The sequence below is a fragment of the Streptomyces platensis genome (genome assembly GCF_008704855.1).
Taxonomy (GTDB): domain Bacteria; phylum Actinomycetota; class Actinomycetes; order Streptomycetales; family Streptomycetaceae; genus Streptomyces; species Streptomyces platensis.
Genome location: NZ_CP023691.1, coordinates 616,181 through 633,517, shown reverse-complemented (window position 1 = coordinate 633,517; position 17,337 = coordinate 616,181). Strand labels below are relative to the sequence as shown.

The following is a 17,337-nucleotide window of genomic DNA, read 5'->3' as shown; positions in this document are numbered from 1 at the left end:
CCCCCTGTTCGTTTCTCGAAAGGACACCTCTCATGCATGACGTCGTGATCGCGGGCAGTGGCCCGGTCGGTCTGTTCCTGGCCGGCGAGCTGGCCCTGTCCGGCTGCTCGGTTCTGGTCCTTGAACGGGACCCGGAACTCACCTCGCCCATGAAGGCGTTACCGCTCGGGATGCGGGGTCTGAACGCCGGGTCGGCCGAGACGTTCTACCGCCGCGGCCTCCTGGATGCGATAGCGCAGGCTTCGGGAGTCAACCCGCGGGAGGTGGGCGCGGATCCGGAAGCGGTCGTGGCGCCCGACCCTCGTGGGCTGAGCCATTTCGCGGGCATGATGCTCGCCGCGGCCGACATCGACACCACCGCCCTCCCGCCCCGGCTGGCCAGCCCGGCGATGGAAGGGTTCATCACGAACCTGGAAGGGGCCGAATCGGTACTGTGCGAGCGGGCCACCGCGCTCGGAGTCGAGATCATCCGGGATGCTCTCGTCACGGCCGTGGCGCAGGACACCGAATCCATCCTGGTCACGGCAGGCGGCCAGGAGTACCAGGGGCGCTGGCTGGTGGGCTGCGACGGCGGGCGCAGCGCCGTACGTCAGCTCGCCGGCTTCGAATTCGTGGGCACCGAGCCGCTGTTCACCGGCTACCTCGCCAAGGTCACCTTCGCCGACCCCGAGCAGCTGCCGCTCGGGTTCAACCAGACGCCGAACGGTATGTATCTGCGCACGCCCCTCGAAGGGCACCTGGGCATGATGGACTTCGACGGCGCCGCCTTCGACCGCTCCCAGCCGCTGACCCGCGAACACCTCCAGACGGTCCTGCGCCGCATCACCGGCACCGACGTGACGCTGAACGAGGTCCATCTCGCCTCCAGCTTCACCGACCGCGCGATGCAGACGACGACGTATCGCGAGGGCAGGGTGCTGCTCGCCGGCGACGCAGCGCACATTCACTCGCCCCTGGGCGGCCAGGGCCTCAACCTCGGCATCGGTGACGCCGTAAACCTCGGCTGGAAGCTCGCCGCCACCGTGCGCGGCTGGGCACCCGAGGGCCTGCTCGACACCTACACCACCGAGCGGCACCCCGTCGGCGCCGCCGTGCTCGACTGGTCCCGCGCCCAGGTCGCGACCATGAAGCCGGGCCCCAACACCCCCGCGCTGCGTCAGCTCGTCCACGACCTGATGCGCACCGCCGACGGATCCACGCACGTGTACCAAAAGACGTCGGGGCTGTTCAACCGCTACGACCTGGGCAGCGAAAAACCCTTCATCGGCTGCAGCGCCCCGGACTTCCGCTTCGAGGACGGCACCCGCCTCGGCGAGCTGCTGCGCCATGGGCGGGGAGTCGTGCTCGACTTCAGCACCGACCGTGCGCTGCAGGTCGCGGCCAAGGGGTGGGAAAGCCGGATCCACTACGCGGCCGGCCCGGCGCGCAACGACCTCGGGCTGGGCGCCGCGCTGATTCGGCCCGACGGCGTCGTTGCCTGGACGAGCGAGCCCGCCCCGGATCGCGACGCGTTCGAGCAGGCGGCCGCCCAGTGGTTCGGCGCGCCGCAGAACTAGAACGAACGGCTGCTACCCGGCCCGGTCCGGACGTGGTGCAGCCCTCACCCGCGCAGTTCTGCTGATGTGGGCGTGACATGTGACGACGGAGCCTAGGGCGTCTCCGGGAAGAACCGCTCGGTCCCCGCGATCAGCAGGGCGACATCGTCCGGGTCGTCGGGGCGCCGTAGTTCGCGGAGGAGGCGGTCGCAGGTTTCTTCCAGGGAGCGGTCGGGGGCGTCCAGCAGGCGGAGCAGGGTGTCGAGGCGTTCGTCGAGGGAGTGGTGGCGGGTTTCCACCAAGCCGTCGGTGTAGAGGACCAGTTGGTCGCCGGGGTCGAGGGCGAAGGTGATCGTCTCGAAGGGCACACCGCCGACCCCTAGGGGTACGCCGATGGGCAGGTCGAGGAGCTCGGGGTGCTGGCCGCGGCGTACGAGGGCGGGCGGCAGATGGCCGGCGGTGGCGATGTGGAACACCGAGCGGTGGGGGTCGTAAGTGGCATAGACGCAGGTGGCGATGTAGTGCTCCAGCCCCGAGGTGATCTTGTCGAGGTGCTGGAGGACCTGGGCGGGGTCGAGGTCGAGATCGGCGAACGCGCAGGTCGCGGTGCGCAGACGGCCCATGGTGGCGGCGGCGTCGATACCGCTGCCCATGACGTCGCCCACGACGAGGCCGGTCTTGTCGCCGTCGAGCGGGAGGACGTCGTACCAGTCGCCGCCGATCTCGTAGGTGGCCTGCGCGGGCCGGTACCGGGAGGCGAGCTGTAGACCGGGACGGTGCGGCGGGTGGTCGGGGAGCAGGCTGCGCTGAAGGGTCTCGGCGGCGTTGCGCACGCTCTGGTGCGAGCGGGCGTTGTCGATGCATACGGCGGCACGGGAGGCCAGTTCGGAGGCGAGGGCGAGGTCGTCCCCGTCGAAGGGGGGCGAGTTGCGTGCGCGAATGAGGCCCAGGACGCCGAGGATCTGGCCGCGGGCGGTGAGCGGGGCCAGCAGGTAGGAGTGCACCCCGGCGCGGGCCAGCAAGGTGGCGGCGTGGTCGTCGCGGGCGATGCGTGCCAGGTCGTCGGCATCGGCGTGCGGGACGAGGATCGGGCGGCCGGTGCGCACGCACTGGGTGGCCAGGCGGTCGGTGTCGTATGCGGCGATATGGCCGGGCGGATCGGCGGCTTGGACGGCTTCGGTGGGGTAGGCGGCCTTCACCGCGAGGGCGCGGAAGAGCGCCGTGCCGTCGTCGGGGGTGGGGCGGTGCTCGTCCAGCACGGAGTCGAGGACATCGACCGTCACCACGTCGGCGAGCTCGGGCACGGTGACCTCGGCCAGCTCCCGGGCGGTCTGGCCCACCTCCAGCGTCGTGCCGATCCGGGCGGTGCCGTCGGCGATCAGGGCCAGCCGACGCCGGGTCTCGGCGGCCTCCCTGGCCGCCTGGTGCCGGTCGGTGACATCCACGACCAGGTCGGCCACCCCCAGTATCCGCCCGTGCGGGTCCTCCAGCCGGTACAGCGAGATCGACCAGGCGTGCTCGTGGCCCGGGTCGGAGGGGGTACGGCCGACGACGGTGGTCTGGTCGACCATGGGCGTCCCGGTCTTCAGGACCTGCCGCATCGCGGCCTCGGGCACCTCGAACTTCGTGGCGGTCATGATCTCGCGGTAGTGCCGCCCGAGGTGATCTTTCGCGGGTATGCCGTGCATCCGCTCCAGGGCGGGGTTGACGGCCACATACCGCAGTTCGGTGTCGAGCATCGCCAGCCCGATGGGGGACTGGGAGATCAGCCGGGTGGACAGGGCGACATCCCGCTCCACCTCGCGGAGCGTCGAGGAGTCGGTGGCCAGCCCGAGGGCGTAGAAATCGCCGTGGTCGTCCGTCAGCCGCATATTGCGCAGTTCCACCAGCCGTACGGTGCCGTCCTTGTGCCGTACGGGGAAGGTGCCGCTCCAGCTGTGGCCGGTCTCCATCACCCCGGTGAACCTGCCGATCACCAGGTCCCAGTGCTCCTGGTGGATGAGCAGGGGTGCCGCGTACCGCCCGAGCGCCTCCTCGGCGGTGTAGCCGTACAGGTTCTCGGCCTGCGGGCTCCACAGGACGATCCGCCCATCGGCGTCCAGCAGGACCGCGGCCACGCCGAGGAGGTCCATCAGCCCGCTCGGCTGTGGCAGTACTCCCTCCGGCTGCCCGGCTCCGGCCGGACGCCTGTCGGCTGCGCTCACCCGGGCACTCCTTCCACCCGACGGACCGCGTGGCCGGCCCCTCGCTCCGGCCCGTGGCCTGTCCACCTCGCTGGTTGTGGGCCCTCCCCTTCGCTGGCGAGTGCTGTGGCTTCCATGGTCCACCAGGACCGGCCGGCCGCACACTCCGTCCCGCAGGGGCCCGGGCGCCACTTGGCCAGAAGCAATCTGACAGCACTTACATAAGCACTGTTACGATCCGTGGATGGCCGACAACCCCACCTTCGATCCCACCGAGCAGACCCTGTGGCGGCCGCTGCGACTGCTACAGGCAGCGATGGACGCGGACATCGCCCGGCTCTACACCGAGGAACGGATCACCGGGCTCAAGCCGAGCTTCGTCCTGGAGCTGCTCCGGCTCCACGCCCGCGGACCGATGACCATCACCGCACTGGCCGAGTCGGTCGGCCGGACGCACTCCGCACTCAGCCAGAAGGTGGCCGCGATGCGCGCGGCCGGCTGGGTGGAGACCGTGCCGGGCGACGATGCGCGCAGCAAGAAGGTGGCGCTCACGGACCGGGCCCGCGGCATCGTCGGACGGCTGGCCGCGGAGTGGCGCGCCACCGAGGCGGCCGTCGCCGAGATCGAGGCCGAGCTCCCCTATCCGCTGACCCGGGTCGTCGCCGACATCGAGCAGCTGCTCGCGCACAAGAGCTTCCACGACCGGATCGCCGAGAAGCTGACCGCGGACCCCGCATGGGAGTGAAGCACGCCCTGCTCGATGTGACGCCGCTGCGGCGGTCGGCACCGTTCCGGCGGCTGTGGTTCGGCCAGGCGCTCTCCCGGCTCGGCGGGCAGATGACCCTGGTCGCCGTGATGTACCAGGTCTGGCAGACGACCCACAGCACCGTCTGGACCGGGGCCGTCGGCCTGGCCCAGGCCGTCCCCCTCATCGTGCTCGGCCTCTTCATCGGGTCGCTCGTCGACCGCGTGGACCGGCGGAAGTTCTACCTGATCATGACCGCCGGCCAGGCCGGGTGTGTGTCCCTGCTCGCCCTGCAAGGGCTCGTCGGGCAGTTTCCGACCGCGGCGGTGCTGTTACTGGTCGCGGTGCAGTCCTGCTTCACGGCCGGCAGCGCTCCGGCTTCCCGTACCTTCATTCCGCGTCTGCTGCCGGAGGAACAGCGCGCAGCCGGGGTGGCGTTGAACCGGATCTCCTTTCAGGGCGCCATGCTGGCGGGCCCGGCACTGGGCGGGCTGATCCTGGGCCTGCTGGGCGTCGGCGGCTGCTATCTGATCGACGCCCTCACCTTCGCCGCCGCGTTCTATGGGGCGTTCGGCCTGCCCCGGATGAGCCCCGGCGACGAGCCCGCCCGGCCCGGTCTGCGCGGCGTGGCGGACGGCCTCGCCTTCCTGGTCCGCGCTCCCGTCATCCGCGGCGCGCTCCTCACGGACCTGGCCACCACCGTGCTGTCGATGCCGGTCAGCCTGTTCCCCCAGGTCAACGCGGAACGCTTCGGCGACGACCCCCGCACCCTCGGACTCTTCCTGACCGCCGTGGCCGTCGGCGGGGTCGCCGCATCCCTCTTCGCCGGGAGCTTCACCCGCCTCTCCCGCCCCGGTCTCGTCATGCTCGCCGGCTCGGCCACCTGGGGCGCGGCCCTCGCCCTGTTCGGCCTGTCGGCCGACCCCTGGGCCGGCCTCGCCTTCCTGGCTCTGGCGGGTGCCGCCGACACCGTTTCCGTCGTCTCCCGCAGCACCCTCGTGCAACTGCACACCCCCGACGAACTGCTCGGCCGGGTCAGCGCCGCAGAACAGATCGTCGGGCAGGCCGGACCGGACCTCGGCAACCTGCGCGGCGGCCTCGTCGCGGACGCCACGTCAGGCACGACGGCCCTGGTCAGCGGCGGTCTGCTGTGCATCGGAGCGGTCGCCCTGGTCGGTACGACCACACCGGGCCTGCGCTGGTTCTCCGCGCCCTCGCCGCGCGGGGCGGCGGCCGGCTAGAGGCACCAGGCATCACGAGCCGGACGGGGCGAGCCGTCCCGGTCAGCGGTTCTCCTCCGCCGGCCCTGGCCCTGGCCCTGGCCCCGGGCCTGGCTCCGGCGCCTTGCCCGGCCAGGTGGTGGTCACCACGGGCAAGAGCGTTCGGGCCCCCGCGACCCGCCGTCCGGATCCAGCCAGTCCGAAGCCCCCGGCCCCGCCCCGGCCCCCGGCCAGGAGCCGCTCGTAACGAGCACATCCGGCTCACAAGGCGTATATGTGAAGCCATCGGAATGACTCACCTGGCGGTGTGGCACACCGTCCGCCGGTTTCCGCGTCGCGGGCGCGGTCCGGCAGCAGGAGATGCGCTGTGAATGGCCTGCAACCCACGCTGGCGAAGGTGCCCTGGATACTCGCGGCGCTGGCCCTCCTGGCCGGCGTGCTGCTGAACCTTTTCGCGCCCGAGCCGTATATGGGGCTCCCGCTGCTGGCCGCGGCACCGCTCGTCGCCGGGGCCACGCTCACCTTCCGTTCCGCGCTCGCCGTCGTGTGTGTCACCTGTGTGGTCTCGGTGGCTCTGGACATCGAGCGGGGGCGTCCGGCGACGCCGCTGTTGGTGGATCTGGCGGTGGTCGGCCTGATCGGGGTGCTGGCGCTCGGGGTGAACCGGCTCATCGTGCGGCAGGGCCGGGATCTGGCGTTGGCCAGGGATGTCGCGGAGGCGGTCCAGCGGGCGGTGCTTCCGGACCCGCCGAAGGAGGCCGGGCCGCTGGCCGTGGCAGCCGGGTACACCGCGGCGCAGGCCGAGGCGCGGATCGGCGGTGATTTCTACGCGGTGCAGGAGACGCCGTTCGGGGTACGGATGATCATCGGCGATGTGCGGGGCAAAGGCATCAAGGCCGTCGCCGCGGTGTCGGTGGCGCTCGGTGCGTTCCGTCAGGAGGCCCAATACGCCGCCACCCTGAACTCGCTGGGGCAGCGGTTGGACGAGGCGCTGGCCAGGGCCGCGGCCCGGAGCGGGCCGGTGATCTCCAGTGAGGGCTTCACCACCGCCGTGCTGGCCGAGGTCTCCGCCGACGGCGAGATGCTGAGCCTGGTGAACCGTGGGCATCCGCCCCCGTATCTGGTGCACGGCGGACAGCTCGTACGGCTGGACCCGACCATCCCTCAGCTGCCCCTCGGGGTGGGACTGGGCGACCTCGCGCCGGCGGCCTCCGTACCGGTCGACGGGGTGCGACTGCCCCCGGGAGCCTCGCTGCTGCTGATCACGGACGGGGTCACCGAGGCGCGGGACAAGCGGGGCGCCTTCTACGACCCGGTGTGCTCGGGGCGCCTGGGCCGGCGGTTCACGGACCCCGAGGCGCTGGTGGAGGCCGTGACCAAGGATGTCGGCCGCTGGACCGAGGGCGACCACGAGGACGACATGGCCATCCTGGCCGTCACCCGGCGCCACCCTCACCACGGTGCCTGATCAGATTGGGCCCGCTCAGGATGCGCGGGGCAGGCAGACGATGAGACTTGGGGTATGGCAGAGCAATCCCGCACGCGGGTGCGGTCGTCCACGGCTGCCCGTAAACGGAAATCGACGCCGGAGAACACTCCGGCGGAGGTGGCGCAGCGCGCCGCCGAATTGCTGCAGAGCGTGATCAGCCACCGGACCGAAGGGGTTTCGGCGGTCCGGCGGACCGATGACGGCTGGTGTGTCGTGGTGGATGTGCTGGAGCTGGCGCGGATCCCGGACACCACGAGCCTTCTCGCGACGTACGAGGTAAGGCTCGACAACGAGGGCGAACTGCGCGAGTACTACCGGACCCACCGCTATCGACGAGGTGCGGCCGACCAGTGAGCGCCGCCCCGACCAGCTGAAAGGGCACCCCAGATGAGCATGTCGACCTATACCGGCCTGTCCGGAGAGGTAATTCCCTGCCCGCCCAGGGCCGGCACGTTGTACGACGTGATGGAGCTCATCCTGGACCGCGGGATGGTCATCGATGTGTTCATACGGGTGTCCCTGGTCGGGATCGAGATTCTGAAGATTGATGCCCGCATCGTGGTCGCCAGCGTGGATACCTACCTGCGTTTCGCGGAGGCGTGCAATCGGCTGGATCTGGAGCGGGATTCGGGAAGTGTCACCGTTCCCGAACTCTTCAGCGGCCAGGCCGCCAAAAGCATCGGAAAGCGCAAGGTGAAAGACGCCGCCAAATCCGTGGGCGAAACCGTCCGTTCGGCGGTGGGCAAGGGCGATGACGGGGATGACGATGCGGACGAGGAAGCGCAGCCGCAGCGGCGGCGGCGCAGTTCCGCCCGGTCCGGAGCCGCTTCCCGGCGGCGGCGCGCAGAGGAGGAATGACCCGTGACGGACGACGGTATCTACGTTTACGGCATCATCCGGACCGATCGCCCGCTGCCCTCGCATGTGGGCGGAGTCGGGGATCCGCCCGGCGTCGTGGAGAAGATCGAGGAGGGGCGGGTCGCCGCGGTCGTGAGCCAGGCGCCGCCGAAGCTGCGGGCCCGCCGTCGCGACCTGCTGGCGCATCAGGAGCTGCTGCTGGCCCTGTCCGAACGCGGGCCGGTCCTGCCGATGCGATTCGGCATGGTGGCGCCCGACGAGACGGTGATCCGCCGTCAGCTGGCCGACGACGAGGAACGCCATCTGGCGGCGCTGGAGAGCCTCGCGGGCCGGGTCGAGATCAACGTCAAGGCGATGCCGGCCGACGACTCGCTCGCCGCGCTCGTCAAAGGCGACGCCACCATCCGCGGGCTGCGCGAAGAGGTGCACCGGCGGCCGAGCTACGAGGCCAATATGCGGCTGGGAGAAGCGGTGGCGACCGCGCTGTCCCGCCGGGCCGCCGAAGCGGGCCAGGAAATCGTGCGCGAGCTGAAGCCCTGGGCTCATGCGGTCCGCCCCGGGCCGGAGGTATCCGGGTGCCAGCTCAATATGTCGTTCCTGGTGGACCGGAGTGACAGTGCCGAATTCGCCGCGGAGGCGGAGCGGCTCGCCGAGGACCGGCGCGAGCGCGTCGCCCTGCGGGTGGCGGGGCCGCTGCCCTGCTACAGCTTCCTGGAGCCGCAGGTGCTCGCGGGAAGAGCGGGCGGCTGACATGGGGCTGATCAGCGGAGTGCTCACCCTGCCGCTCGCCCCGGTGCGGGGAGTGGTCTGGGTGGCCGACCAACTCGCCCAGGCCGCCGACCGCGAGCTGCACGACCCGGCCGTCATCCGCGCCCGGCTCGCCGCGCTGAACCAGGAGTACGAAGCCGGGCACCTCGGCAATGCGGCGTTCGAGCGAGAAGAGGACCAACTGCTCGACCTGCTGTACGAGAGCTGACCGGCGCTCCGGAGCCACCGCCCGCCCGGTACGCGACGAAGAGGAAGGAGTGCCCACGTGACCGATGTCGACTACCGACCGGCCGCTCCTCCCGCCAACGGTCCCAGCACCGCGAACCTCGCCGACATCCTTGAACGTGTCCTCGACAAGGGCATCGTCATCGCCGGGGACATCAAAATCGATCTGCTGGACATCGAGCTGCTCACCATCAGGCTGCGGCTGTTCGTCGCGTCGGTGGACACCGCCAGGAAGGCCGGGATCGACTGGTGGGAGACCGACCCCGCGCTCAGTTCCAAGGCGGCGCGGAGTGAACTGCGCGAGGAGAACGACCGGTTGCGCGAGCGGCTGGAAGCGCTGGAGTCGGCCGACGACGGCGACGCGTCGTCGTCGTCCTCCTCCCGGACGAAGGACAAGGCGGGGTCATGACGAGGGAGCAGCCCGGCGCCCCGGAGAGCGCGACCGAGACCGAGACCGAGACCGCGACCGAGACCGCGACCTATGTCTATGCGGTGTGCCGCCGGCTGGACCCGGCCGCCCTCAGCGGGCTCGCGGGACTCGCCGCCGGCTTCCCCGTACGCACGCTGCCGCTCGGCCCCCTCACCGCGGTCGTCCAGCACGTACCGGCCGACGGGTTCACCGAGGACGCCTGGCAGCAGCGGCTGTCGGACCGTGCGGAACTGGAGCGCTGCGCCCGCGCGCACCACGAGGTGGTGACCGCGGCCGCCGCCTGCGGGCCGACGGTGCCGCTGGCGCTCGCCACCCTCTACCGCGGGGACGAGCGGGCACAACAGGCCCTCGGCGCGGACCGGGACCGCTTTGCCGCAGCGCTGGCCCGTATCGAAGGCCACGCCGAATGGGGAGTGAAGGTCAGTCTCCCGGCGACCGTGTCCGAGGCTCCGCAGAGCGCGTCACCAACAACTGCCCGGAACGGCGGCGGACCGTCCGGCGGGGCGGGCCGGGCCTACCTGGAACGGAAACGCGGGCTGCACCAGGCACGCGAGCAGCACCACGACCGGGCCCTGCGGACCGCCGAAGACATCGATGCCGCGCTGAGCCGCCTGGCCACCGCCACCCGCCGGCTCCGCCCGCACAGCCCGGAGATGACGGGGGAGCGGCACCGGCTGCAAGTGCTCAACGCCGCCTACCTGGTGAGGACGGTACGCGAGAAGGAACTGCTCGACGCGGTGGAGCTCTTGCGGCGCCGTACTGGCGCGGAGGTCGAGGTCTCCGGCCCCTGGGCGCCGTACTCCTTCGCCGGGGAGGTGTGAGCGGTGTCCGCTCATGAGCCCGTCCCCTGGGACACCCCGGGCCCGCTCGCCGGGCCCATCGGGGTACCGCTGGTCGACCTCCTGGACCGTGTCCTGTCCACCGGGGTCGTGGTCAGCGGCGACCTGGTCATCGCCATCGCCGATGTGCCGCTGGTCCGGCTCTCCCTGCACGCACTGCTGTCCTCGGTCAACGAACGCGTCCCCGCGCCGTGGTCGGACGGAGGCCCGCTGTGACCGGAGGCCCGTTGTGACCGGAGGAAGGCCGGGTACGCCCGAGAGCAGAGTCGACCTCGATCGTGAGCAAATGGGCCGTGATCTGGTCTCCCTGGTGCTCACCGTGGTGGAGCTGCTCCGGCAGTTGATGGAGCGTCAGGCAATCCGCCGAGTGGAGCAGGGCGATCTGAGCGATGAGCAGGTGGAACACATCGGGGAGACCCTGATGCATCTCGAAGCACGGATGACAGAACTGTGCGAGCAGCACGACCTGAGCCTTGCGGACCTCAACCTGGATCTGGGACCGCTGGGCTCCCTCCTGCCGCGCGACTGAGGACGCCGACCGTCTTCGTCAACACCCGCCTGTTCACCCGGTGCGGCAGAGGGCCGGCGTGTGCCAGGTGCGCTCCAGGACTTCGGGCCGGGGCCAGAACATGCGCAGCATGACGTTGAAGGAGCCCTCCGGTGCCGGAAGCCAGTTGGACTCCAGGCGCGCGCCCGGTGAGGCGTGCTGGATCAGCAGCGTCAGTGACCCGTCGGAGCCGAACTCCAGCGCGTCACGGTCGCCGATGGCGTAGCGGTTGATCGCGTTGTCGACGAAGAACTGCCGGTCGTTGTACATGGTCAGCGACCAGAAGGCGTTCACCGGCGGCAGGTTGCCGGCCTCGAAACGCAGCTGGTAGCGGTTGCTGCCGTGCAGGGGCTGTTGGCCGGCGTCGGCCCGGCACAGCGAGTAGACGGCGTCCTGCGGGAGGTTCGCGCCCAGACCCACCGCGGTGATCGCGGCCCGCTGAAGGTAGTCCGTGCCATAGCTGCCGATGTCATACGGGGTCATCCAGCCGTCAACCACCTCTGCACGCGGTGTGCGGCCCGCGGACCGCACCCGGGCCAGGCCCTCGGCGGCGCCTTCGGCGATGGCCCGCTGCGCCTCGGGGCTCAGTGCGTCCCAGTCGTATGGCCGACCAGGGACAACGCCGAGCAGCGCGATCCGCTCGACGACCGGGGCGTCCTCCGGCTTGGCCGGGTTGTCCGCCATGAGGTGGGCGGTCATGGCGAAGAACGTGGCGGCATCGAGCGCGGCGGCCTGGTCGACCGGAGCGGTCACCAGATCCACCGGGCCCGGGCCTGCGGCCGTGGAGACGGGGGCGTCCGTCAGTGGCGTCAGCCGGTAACCGGCCTGGACGGCGTGCACGGCAGGATGGTCCCGCACACCGTTGACCTGGGTACGGCCGACGATCGCCGTCAGGGAGGTCGGGGCGTCGATCCGCTCCATCCCCTCGGGCAGTTCGCCCTGCCAGCCGGGGCCGACCAGCGCGAACTCGCGGGCGCCGCTGCCCGTGGTCCGGGTGCCCGGGCAGGCGAAGACGTTGGTCCAGGCGTCGTAGAGCGGCAGCAGGAAGTACCGCCCCGGCGTCGCGGCCACGGACAGCCGCACCGGCCCGGCCGAGAGATCCAGCCAGGCCATCGAGTACAGGGTGTCCACGTTCGGGCTGACCACACCCTCGAACGAGGCGTCCGGGGTGAACGGCATGTGCGCGAAGCTGTTCAGCGGTGCGCTGCCGAGGACGGACGAGCCCGGAGTGGTCATCTGACGCCTGGTCAGCTCCATGGTGACCAGAGGGTAGGCGAAGACGTACGCCTCGGCAGCCAGTGCGGTCAACTCGGTGGCCTGGGTCTCGGTCGTGGTCACGCGATGCCTCCTCGATGCGCGGATACGGAACGCCCGGTCGCACCACCGGGGAACGAGAAAGGGCTCCTGCCCCGGCGGGCACCGGACGCTCGGACGAGGACGCTATCTCCCCGCCGGGGAACGCGCTTTTCGGATCACGACAGCTGGCTTAGCCTTTGACGACAATTCGGCCGGCGTTCGGGAGGTCGCTTGCTGTGCACCCGCTCGCCCGCACCACGATTCTGGCCAACTACGCCGATCTGGTGCGTTCCTTGGGAGGGGATCCGGCGGCCCTGATGCGAGCTGTCGGGCTCGACCCGGCCGCGGTGGCGGACCCTGACCAGTGGCTCCCGGTGGCCGCAGGCGTCGAGCTTCTGGAACACACCGCTGCCGCCACCGGCTGCGCCGACCTCGGCCTCCGGCTCGCGGAGCTCAGCCGGTTCTCCAACCTCGGCCCGATCGGCCTCGTCGCCCGCGAGGAACTGACCGTACGGAGCGTCCTCGACCTGCTGATTCAACAGGTCTGCCGCTACAACGAGGCGCTTCGGGCACAGATCGTCGTCAGCAACGGGCTGGCCGGCCTCTGGGTGGACCTGGCACTGGACTCGCCGGCCGACCGTCGCCGCCAGGGAACGGACATGCTGGTCGGTGTCTGCCACCGACTCGTCGGCAGACTCCTCGGGCCCGGGCCGGCAGCCGGTCGGCGTCACCCTCACCCGGAGCGCCCCGGACGATCCCGCTCCCTACCACCGCGTGCTGGGCCCCGCTGTCACCTTCCGTCAGCCGCGTTCCGGTGTGCTCCTCCACGACGCGGACCTCGCGGCACCCAATACCCTCGCCGACCCACGGCTGCGGCCCTATACCCGGCAGTTCCTCAAGAACATCGACGCGGCGCCCGGTGGCGTCCTCATTGACCGCGCACGCCGGCTCGTCGAGGAGCTGCTGCCCACCGGGCGCTGCTCACTCGAACGGCTGGCACGCGCCGTCGACCTCGACGCCAGGACGCTCCAACGTCGCCTCGCCGAACGCGGAGAGGGCTACTCCTCGCTGCTCGACTCGGTCCGTACCCACCTGCCGCGCCGGTACGTCGCGGACTCCGAGCGCCCGCTCACGGAGATCGCCGGTCTGCTCGGATTCTCCTGCCCGGGAACCTTCTCGCGCTGGTTCCGCGACCACCTCGGCACCAGTCCGAGCGCCTGGCGCACACAGCATGTGCAACCCGGGTCCGGTGCCCGGTCAGGGCACTGACAGCCGCCTCCTTGAGGGAGCGGGCAGGAGAACGCCGTAGCGGCGGAGGTGTCACCACTGGATGGCGTCGTCCAGCGACTGCTGCCAGTAGGTGACCTTGAGGGAGTCGTCGATGTACACGCCCTTGGCGGGCAGCGCGGGGTGGGCAGCCGTGCCGACGCTCTCGTTGCCGGAGGGGCCGAGGAAGTAGACGGCCAGGGACTTCTCCGTGCGGCCGTGGGATCCGCTGCCGTCGGTCGCGGACAGATTCACCGAGGCGTAGCCGGACTCGCCCGGCTTGAGGGTGACGACGGCCTGCGGGCGGGACTCCTCGATGGCCGGCGGCACCGACTGGGCCTCGCCGAAGCGGACGGCCGGGTAGGTGTAGAGGGAGCAGGTGCGGCTGCCGGTGTTGGTGACCGTGAGCAGCATGTGGTTCACGGGGCGGTTCAGGGGGGCCGCGACCGTCTTGGTGTTGGAGCCCTGGCAGGTGACGGCCTTGCTGCCCTCGCTGTGGGCGTCCGGGCCGTTGGTGAACGCCGTCAGGGAAAGGACGGCGAGCGCGCTGGTCGCCGCTGCGGTCAGCAGGCGGGTGCGGGATTTCCGGGCGGTGGACATCGGGTGAGCCCCTTCGGTGCTGTGGTGGGTGTGGTGCTTGGATGAACGGAGATTGCGGGGTGATTCGTCCCAGCCGCCATGAATATTGGGCAGTTGGGGATGCCGGAACACAGAACGGACTTCGACCGGGGGACATCTAAGGGCCTGGAACGCGGGAATGGGACGCGCCGGGTCAGGCGGGGAAGGGGAACAACGATGTCTGGGGCGATGGGGGAGGCCGGGGACGCGGACGCGTTCGCGGAGCTGTTACGCGGGTTGAAGGAACGCTCGGGCCTGAGCTACGGGACGCTCGCCAAGCGGCTGCACATGAGCACCTCGACGCTGCACCGCTACTGCCGCGGCAGCGCGGTGCCGACCGAATACGCGCCGGCCGAGCGGCTCGCGCGGGTGTGCCGGGCAACCCCCGAGGAACTGATCGAGCTGCACCGGCGGTGGATTCTGGCCGATGCGGCACGGGGGCGCAAGCGGCCGGGGCCGGGTGGGGCGGTGGTGCGCGGTGCGGGGGCCGACGAGCCCGAGGGGGCACCGAATCCGGATGCGTCGGCGCCCGCTGCCGCGAACCGCCTTCGAGATGTGGCCGGTTCGGGTGGTGGGATGCCGGCGGTGCGGGTGGGGACGGAGCCGGTGTCCCTGGGCCCGGAACGCGGCGAGGCAAGCGAGGCCGGTGAGACCCGTGAAGCCCGGAACTCCGGTGAGGCCGGCGAGGCCCGGAACTCCGGTGAGGCCCGCGAGGCCCGGAACTCCGGTGAGGCCGGCGATCCCGGTGAGTCCGGCGGAAGTGCGGGACCGGCTGTCGGCGGCCCCGTCCGGTTCGATCCCGTGCGGCCCCATCGGCGCCGCTTCACGCTCATCGCCTCCGCCGCCGCGGCAGCCGCGCTGGGAGCCGTCGTGCTGGCCGTGAATCTGCCGCCCTCCGGAGGCGGCGGCAGCGGGCGGAAGCCCGCCGATACCGTCAGAACCGGTACCGGCACTCCCAGCAGCGCCGGTACCGCCCGTGCGCCCGACAAGGGACGGTCCCCGTCGGCCACTCCTTCTCCGTCTCGGAGCGCGAAGACCGGCAGACCCTCCGCCTCGCCGTCAGAGTCCTCCGCCCGCAACGACGGGGACGACGGCGAACGCACCGACGGCGTACGGCTCAACGTCGCCACCCGCCCGTACGTCTACGAAAACCCGTGCAGTCAGCACTTCCTGGTCGACAGGGAGCCCGAACGGGTCGGCCCGCCCGCTTCCGAGCGGGACGCGCCCCGCTGGGCCGCCGCGAACGGAGCGGCCTCCTCGGGGGAGCAGCGAGTCGCGCTCACCGTGCAGGGAACCGGAAAGGAAACCGTCGTCCTGGAAGCCCTGCACGTGCGCGTCGTCGCGAAGGGCGCCCCGCTCGCCTGGAACGACTACTCGATGGGTGTCGGATGCGGCGGCAACGTCGAGACCAAGTCCTTCGACATCGACCTCGACAACGGCAGCCCCGCCGTCGCCGTGAAGAACGGCCAGCGCGACTTCCCGTACAAGATCAGCGAGTCCGACCCGGAGGTCTTCTATGTCACCGCCCACACCAAGGCGCACGACGTCCGCTGGGACCTCGCCCTGGAGTGGTCCAGCGGGAACCGCCACGGCACCGTGCACATCGACAACCGCGGCACCCCGTTCCGTACCAGTGCCGACACCGGCCGGCCCGGCTACGACTACCCGTTGGGCGGCAGCGAGTGGGTCGAGCGGTAGGTGAAGTCGGCCGGCCACGGGCCGCCCTGTGGGCCGCCGCTCATGCCGATGCCGGCCACGCCCTAATGGACGTGGCCGGCATCAGTGAGCTGGGTGCGGGCAGATTCACGCTGCGCCGCGTTGACTCATCGTCAACTCGTCACAGGATTTCGATGTCGTTGACCTTCGGCGGGCGGTTCGGGAAGGTGATCTCGTGCCACCGCTCGATCTTCACCGAGTCGCCGTTGGCGTCGTAATAGATTAAGTCGTTGTTCCCGGTGGAGATCTTGTCGACCCACCACCCGCCGAAGGACATCCGCCCCGCGTTCGCGTAGCAGTCCACGCTCTGCTGCCCGCCGCTGTGCGACCAGATCTTCAGGAAGTTCTCCCCGCCGCGGCAGGGGACCTTGTCCATGGCGAATGCGTTGCCGGTCGGGACGGTCACGGTGAAAGCGGCGGCTGCGGCGAAGGCCACGGCCGCGGACCGCACTACCTTCTTCGTTCTTGACATCACTATTTCTCCTTGCTTCGGATGCGGAACCGGGAGCTCAATTCGCACCACCGGCGGTGGCGTCGATGTGGTGCTCCGGTGATCCGAGCGTGTGGGGTGATCCGTCCCAGCGGCAACGAAAGCCGGGCAGTTCGGGATAGTCGAACGCAGAAGTGGGCCACGACCAGGGGATACGCAAGCCGCCTGGGACGCGGGAACGGGACGCACCAGGCCGGGGAGGAGAGGACCGGCGGCGACGGAGACCGGCGCGGACGCGGGTGCCGGTGGTGCGTTGCTGAAAAAGGGAATAACCGGGCCGATTTCGTCCAGATCATTCGGAACCTTCTGGCGCGGTGGGGTGTCTCACCACGTGGTACGGCCCTGCCCCAAGGAGAGGAACCGGTCCGGATGTTGCATCGAGTTCGTGTGTTGCTGCTGACTGCCTTACTGCTGGTGACGGGCTCGGTGATGTCGGCCGCGCCGGCCTCCGCCGTCATCGGCGGATCGAAGAGCACCTATGGCCCGTGGGCGGTGCGCATGCTCGTCGACGGTGAACCGGTGTGCACCGGGACGGCGGTGACACAGCAGTGGATCATCAGCGCCTCACACTGTTTCTACGAGCAGGCGCTGCCGGTCGCCGACAAGCGGATATCGTTCCGGGTCGGCAACCTCGACATGCGGAAGGGCACCACGGTCCGCCCGCTCCCCGGCAAGCGCGTGGGAAGCGCGCACGCCGACATGATGCTCATCAAGGTCGCGCCGATGAAGATCCGCACGGCGCCGTTGGCCACGGCCGGAGTCCACCCCGGCCAGGTCGTGCGGCAGTACGGATGGGGCGCCACCTGCACCGAGGACGAAAATACCTGCCAGTCTCCCGTGCTCAAGCAGTCGGACCTGCGGGTCGTCCGGCCGGACGACGCCCGTTGCAAGGGCTACACCGCCCCGGGCGGCCCGGACTTCTGCATGGAAAAGGTGTCCGGAATACCAGCCGGCGGCGACTCCGGAGGCCCGGTGATGAGCATTGCGCCACGCGGCACCGAAACCCTCCTCGGTGTCTTCAACGGCTCTGACCGGGAGCAGGTCGCCCAGGCCGGGGAGATCTCCCAGCAACTCGCCTGGATCCGCTCAGTCACCCGGAAATAAAACAGACC

Annotated in this window: 19 protein-coding genes and 1 pseudogene; 16 read left to right on the top strand and 4 right to left on the bottom strand. The window is 70.6% G+C overall.

What is annotated here, in order from left to right; genetic code table 11:
* Positions 1 to 32 precede the first annotated feature (32 nt).
* The gene (locus tag CP981_RS02750; protein ID WP_085925848.1) at positions 33 to 1,556 is read left to right on the top strand and encodes an FAD-dependent monooxygenase; all 1,524 of its coding nucleotides are present in this window, start codon (positions 33 to 35) and stop codon (positions 1,554 to 1,556) included.
* A gap of 92 nt (positions 1,557 to 1,648) precedes the next feature.
* Here the strand turns inward: CP981_RS02750 and CP981_RS02745 are convergent, their stop codons facing one another.
* Positions 1,649 to 3,739, bottom strand: a complete 2,091-nt coding sequence (locus CP981_RS02745; protein WP_085925847.1) for a SpoIIE family protein phosphatase — start codon at positions 3,737 to 3,739, stop codon at positions 1,649 to 1,651.
* A 223-nt stretch (positions 3,740 to 3,962) separates the two neighbouring features.
* Here CP981_RS02745 and CP981_RS02740 point away from each other — a divergent pair, with 223 nt between their 5' ends.
* The 11 genes from CP981_RS02740 to CP981_RS38425 all read left to right on the top strand — a co-directional run bounded on the left by CP981_RS02740 (position 3,963) and on the right by CP981_RS38425 (position 10,821).
* Entirely contained in the window at positions 3,963 to 4,463 is a 501-nt protein-coding gene (locus tag CP981_RS02740) for a MarR family winged helix-turn-helix transcriptional regulator (protein ID WP_085925846.1), read from the top strand.
* Positions 4,454 to 5,704, top strand: coding sequence for an MFS transporter (locus CP981_RS02735; RefSeq protein WP_085925845.1), 1,251 nt, complete (start codon positions 4,454 to 4,456; stop codon positions 5,702 to 5,704). The genes CP981_RS02740 and CP981_RS02735 overlap by 10 nt, the downstream gene beginning before the upstream one ends.
* 346 nt (positions 5,705 to 6,050) lie before the next feature.
* Positions 6,051 to 7,151: a PP2C family protein-serine/threonine phosphatase gene (locus CP981_RS02730; protein WP_425282107.1), complete on the top strand. Its 1,101-nt coding sequence runs from the start codon at positions 6,051 to 6,053 to the stop codon at positions 7,149 to 7,151.
* A 54-nt stretch (positions 7,152 to 7,205) separates the two neighbouring features.
* Positions 7,206 to 7,526 carry a gas vesicle protein GvpO gene (locus tag CP981_RS02725; RefSeq protein ID WP_085925844.1) on the top strand — a complete coding sequence of 107 codons (321 nt, stop codon included), beginning with the start codon at positions 7,206 to 7,208 and terminating at the stop codon, positions 7,524 to 7,526.
* A gap of 39 nt (positions 7,527 to 7,565) precedes the next feature.
* A complete protein-coding gene (gvpJ, locus tag CP981_RS02720; RefSeq protein WP_425282202.1) occupies positions 7,566 to 8,030 on the top strand; it encodes a gas vesicle protein GvpJ in 465 nt (154 codons plus the stop codon).
* Positions 8,031 to 8,033: 3 nt separating this feature from the next.
* Positions 8,034 to 8,780: a GvpL/GvpF family gas vesicle protein gene (locus CP981_RS02715; RefSeq protein WP_085925842.1), complete on the top strand. Its 747-nt coding sequence runs from the start codon at positions 8,034 to 8,036 to the stop codon at positions 8,778 to 8,780.
* A 1-nt stretch (position 8,781) separates the two neighbouring features.
* Positions 8,782 to 9,006, top strand: a complete 225-nt coding sequence (locus CP981_RS02710; RefSeq protein WP_085925841.1) for a gas vesicle protein GvpG — start codon at positions 8,782 to 8,784, stop codon at positions 9,004 to 9,006.
* 57 nt (positions 9,007 to 9,063) lie between these two features.
* Positions 9,064 to 9,432: a gas vesicle protein gene (locus CP981_RS02705; protein WP_085925840.1), complete on the top strand. Its 369-nt coding sequence runs from the start codon at positions 9,064 to 9,066 to the stop codon at positions 9,430 to 9,432.
* Complete coding sequence (locus CP981_RS02700; protein ID WP_085925839.1) at positions 9,429 to 10,274, top strand: GvpL/GvpF family gas vesicle protein; 846 nt, start codon at positions 9,429 to 9,431, stop codon at positions 10,272 to 10,274. The genes CP981_RS02705 and CP981_RS02700 overlap by 4 nt, the downstream gene beginning before the upstream one ends.
* Before the next feature lie 3 nt (positions 10,275 to 10,277).
* Positions 10,278 to 10,508: a gas vesicle protein gene (locus CP981_RS02695; protein ID WP_085925838.1), complete on the top strand. Its 231-nt coding sequence runs from the start codon at positions 10,278 to 10,280 to the stop codon at positions 10,506 to 10,508.
* A 13-nt stretch (positions 10,509 to 10,521) separates the two neighbouring features.
* Positions 10,522 to 10,821: a gas vesicle protein K gene (locus CP981_RS38425; RefSeq protein ID WP_280116688.1), complete on the top strand. Its 300-nt coding sequence runs from the start codon at positions 10,522 to 10,524 to the stop codon at positions 10,819 to 10,821.
* Between the two features lie 33 nt (positions 10,822 to 10,854).
* Here the strand turns inward: CP981_RS38425 and CP981_RS02685 are convergent, their stop codons facing one another.
* A complete protein-coding gene (locus CP981_RS02685; RefSeq protein WP_208852884.1) occupies positions 10,855 to 12,177 on the bottom strand; it encodes a DUF1254 domain-containing protein in 1,323 nt (440 codons plus the stop codon).
* 275 nt (positions 12,178 to 12,452) lie between these two features.
* Here CP981_RS02685 and CP981_RS39460 point away from each other — a divergent pair.
* A pseudogene (locus CP981_RS39460) lies at positions 12,453 to 12,797 on the top strand (AraC family transcriptional regulator ligand-binding domain-containing protein); the annotation flags it as partial.
* Positions 12,798 to 12,804: 7 nt separating this feature from the next.
* Positions 12,805 to 13,404 carry a helix-turn-helix transcriptional regulator gene (locus CP981_RS02675; protein ID WP_085925835.1) on the top strand — a complete coding sequence of 200 codons (600 nt, stop codon included), beginning with the start codon at positions 12,805 to 12,807 and terminating at the stop codon, positions 13,402 to 13,404.
* Positions 13,405 to 13,455: 51 nt separating this feature from the next.
* Here CP981_RS02675 and CP981_RS02670 read toward each other — a convergent pair whose 3' ends face one another.
* Positions 13,456 to 14,001, bottom strand: coding sequence for a DUF4232 domain-containing protein (locus CP981_RS02670; protein ID WP_085925834.1), 546 nt, complete (start codon positions 13,999 to 14,001; stop codon positions 13,456 to 13,458).
* 195 nt (positions 14,002 to 14,196) lie between these two features.
* Here CP981_RS02670 and CP981_RS02665 point away from each other — a divergent pair, with 195 nt between their 5' ends.
* The gene (locus tag CP981_RS02665) at positions 14,197 to 15,717 is read left to right on the top strand and encodes a helix-turn-helix domain-containing protein (RefSeq protein ID WP_085925833.1); all 1,521 of its coding nucleotides are present in this window, start codon (positions 14,197 to 14,199) and stop codon (positions 15,715 to 15,717) included.
* A 139-nt stretch (positions 15,718 to 15,856) separates the two neighbouring features.
* On the opposite strand, the gene CP981_RS02660 is transcribed toward CP981_RS02665, so the two are convergent.
* The gene (locus CP981_RS02660; RefSeq protein ID WP_190141193.1) at positions 15,857 to 16,207 is read right to left on the bottom strand and encodes a beta/gamma crystallin domain-containing protein; all 351 of its coding nucleotides are present in this window, start codon (positions 16,205 to 16,207) and stop codon (positions 15,857 to 15,859) included.
* Between the two features lie 387 nt (positions 16,208 to 16,594).
* Here CP981_RS02660 and CP981_RS02655 point away from each other — a divergent pair, with 387 nt between their 5' ends.
* The gene (locus tag CP981_RS02655; protein WP_085925831.1) at positions 16,595 to 17,329 is read left to right on the top strand and encodes a S1 family peptidase; all 735 of its coding nucleotides are present in this window, start codon (positions 16,595 to 16,597) and stop codon (positions 17,327 to 17,329) included.
* The last annotated feature ends 8 nt before the right edge of the window (positions 17,330 to 17,337 follow it).

Excerpts from the sequence above, each read along its gene's own strand:
- CP981_RS02750 (WP_085925848.1), top strand. The coding sequence starts at position 33 with ATGCATGACGTCGTGATCGCGGGCAGTGGCCCGGTCGGTCTGTTCCTG.
- CP981_RS02740 (WP_085925846.1), top strand. The coding sequence starts at position 3,963 with ATGGCCGACAACCCCACCTTCGATCCCACCGAGCAGACCCTGTGGCGG.
- CP981_RS02735 (WP_085925845.1), top strand. The coding sequence starts at position 4,454 with ATGGGAGTGAAGCACGCCCTGCTCGATGTGACGCCGCTGCGGCGGTCG.
- CP981_RS02725 (WP_085925844.1), top strand. The coding sequence starts at position 7,206 with ATGGCAGAGCAATCCCGCACGCGGGTGCGGTCGTCCACGGCTGCCCGT.
- gvpJ (WP_425282202.1), top strand. The coding sequence starts at position 7,566 with ATGTCGACCTATACCGGCCTGTCCGGAGAGGTAATTCCCTGCCCGCCC.
- CP981_RS02710 (WP_085925841.1), top strand. The coding sequence starts at position 8,782 with ATGGGGCTGATCAGCGGAGTGCTCACCCTGCCGCTCGCCCCGGTGCGG.
- CP981_RS02700 (WP_085925839.1), top strand. The coding sequence starts at position 9,429 with ATGACGAGGGAGCAGCCCGGCGCCCCGGAGAGCGCGACCGAGACCGAG.
- CP981_RS02670 (WP_085925834.1), bottom strand. The coding sequence starts at position 14,001 with ATGTCCACCGCCCGGAAATCCCGCACCCGCCTGCTGACCGCAGCGGCG.
- CP981_RS02665 (WP_085925833.1), top strand. The coding sequence starts at position 14,197 with ATGTCTGGGGCGATGGGGGAGGCCGGGGACGCGGACGCGTTCGCGGAG.
- CP981_RS02660 (WP_190141193.1), bottom strand. The coding sequence starts at position 16,207 with ATGTCAAGAACGAAGAAGGTAGTGCGGTCCGCGGCCGTGGCCTTCGCC.
- CP981_RS02655 (WP_085925831.1), top strand. The coding sequence starts at position 16,595 with ATGTTGCATCGAGTTCGTGTGTTGCTGCTGACTGCCTTACTGCTGGTG.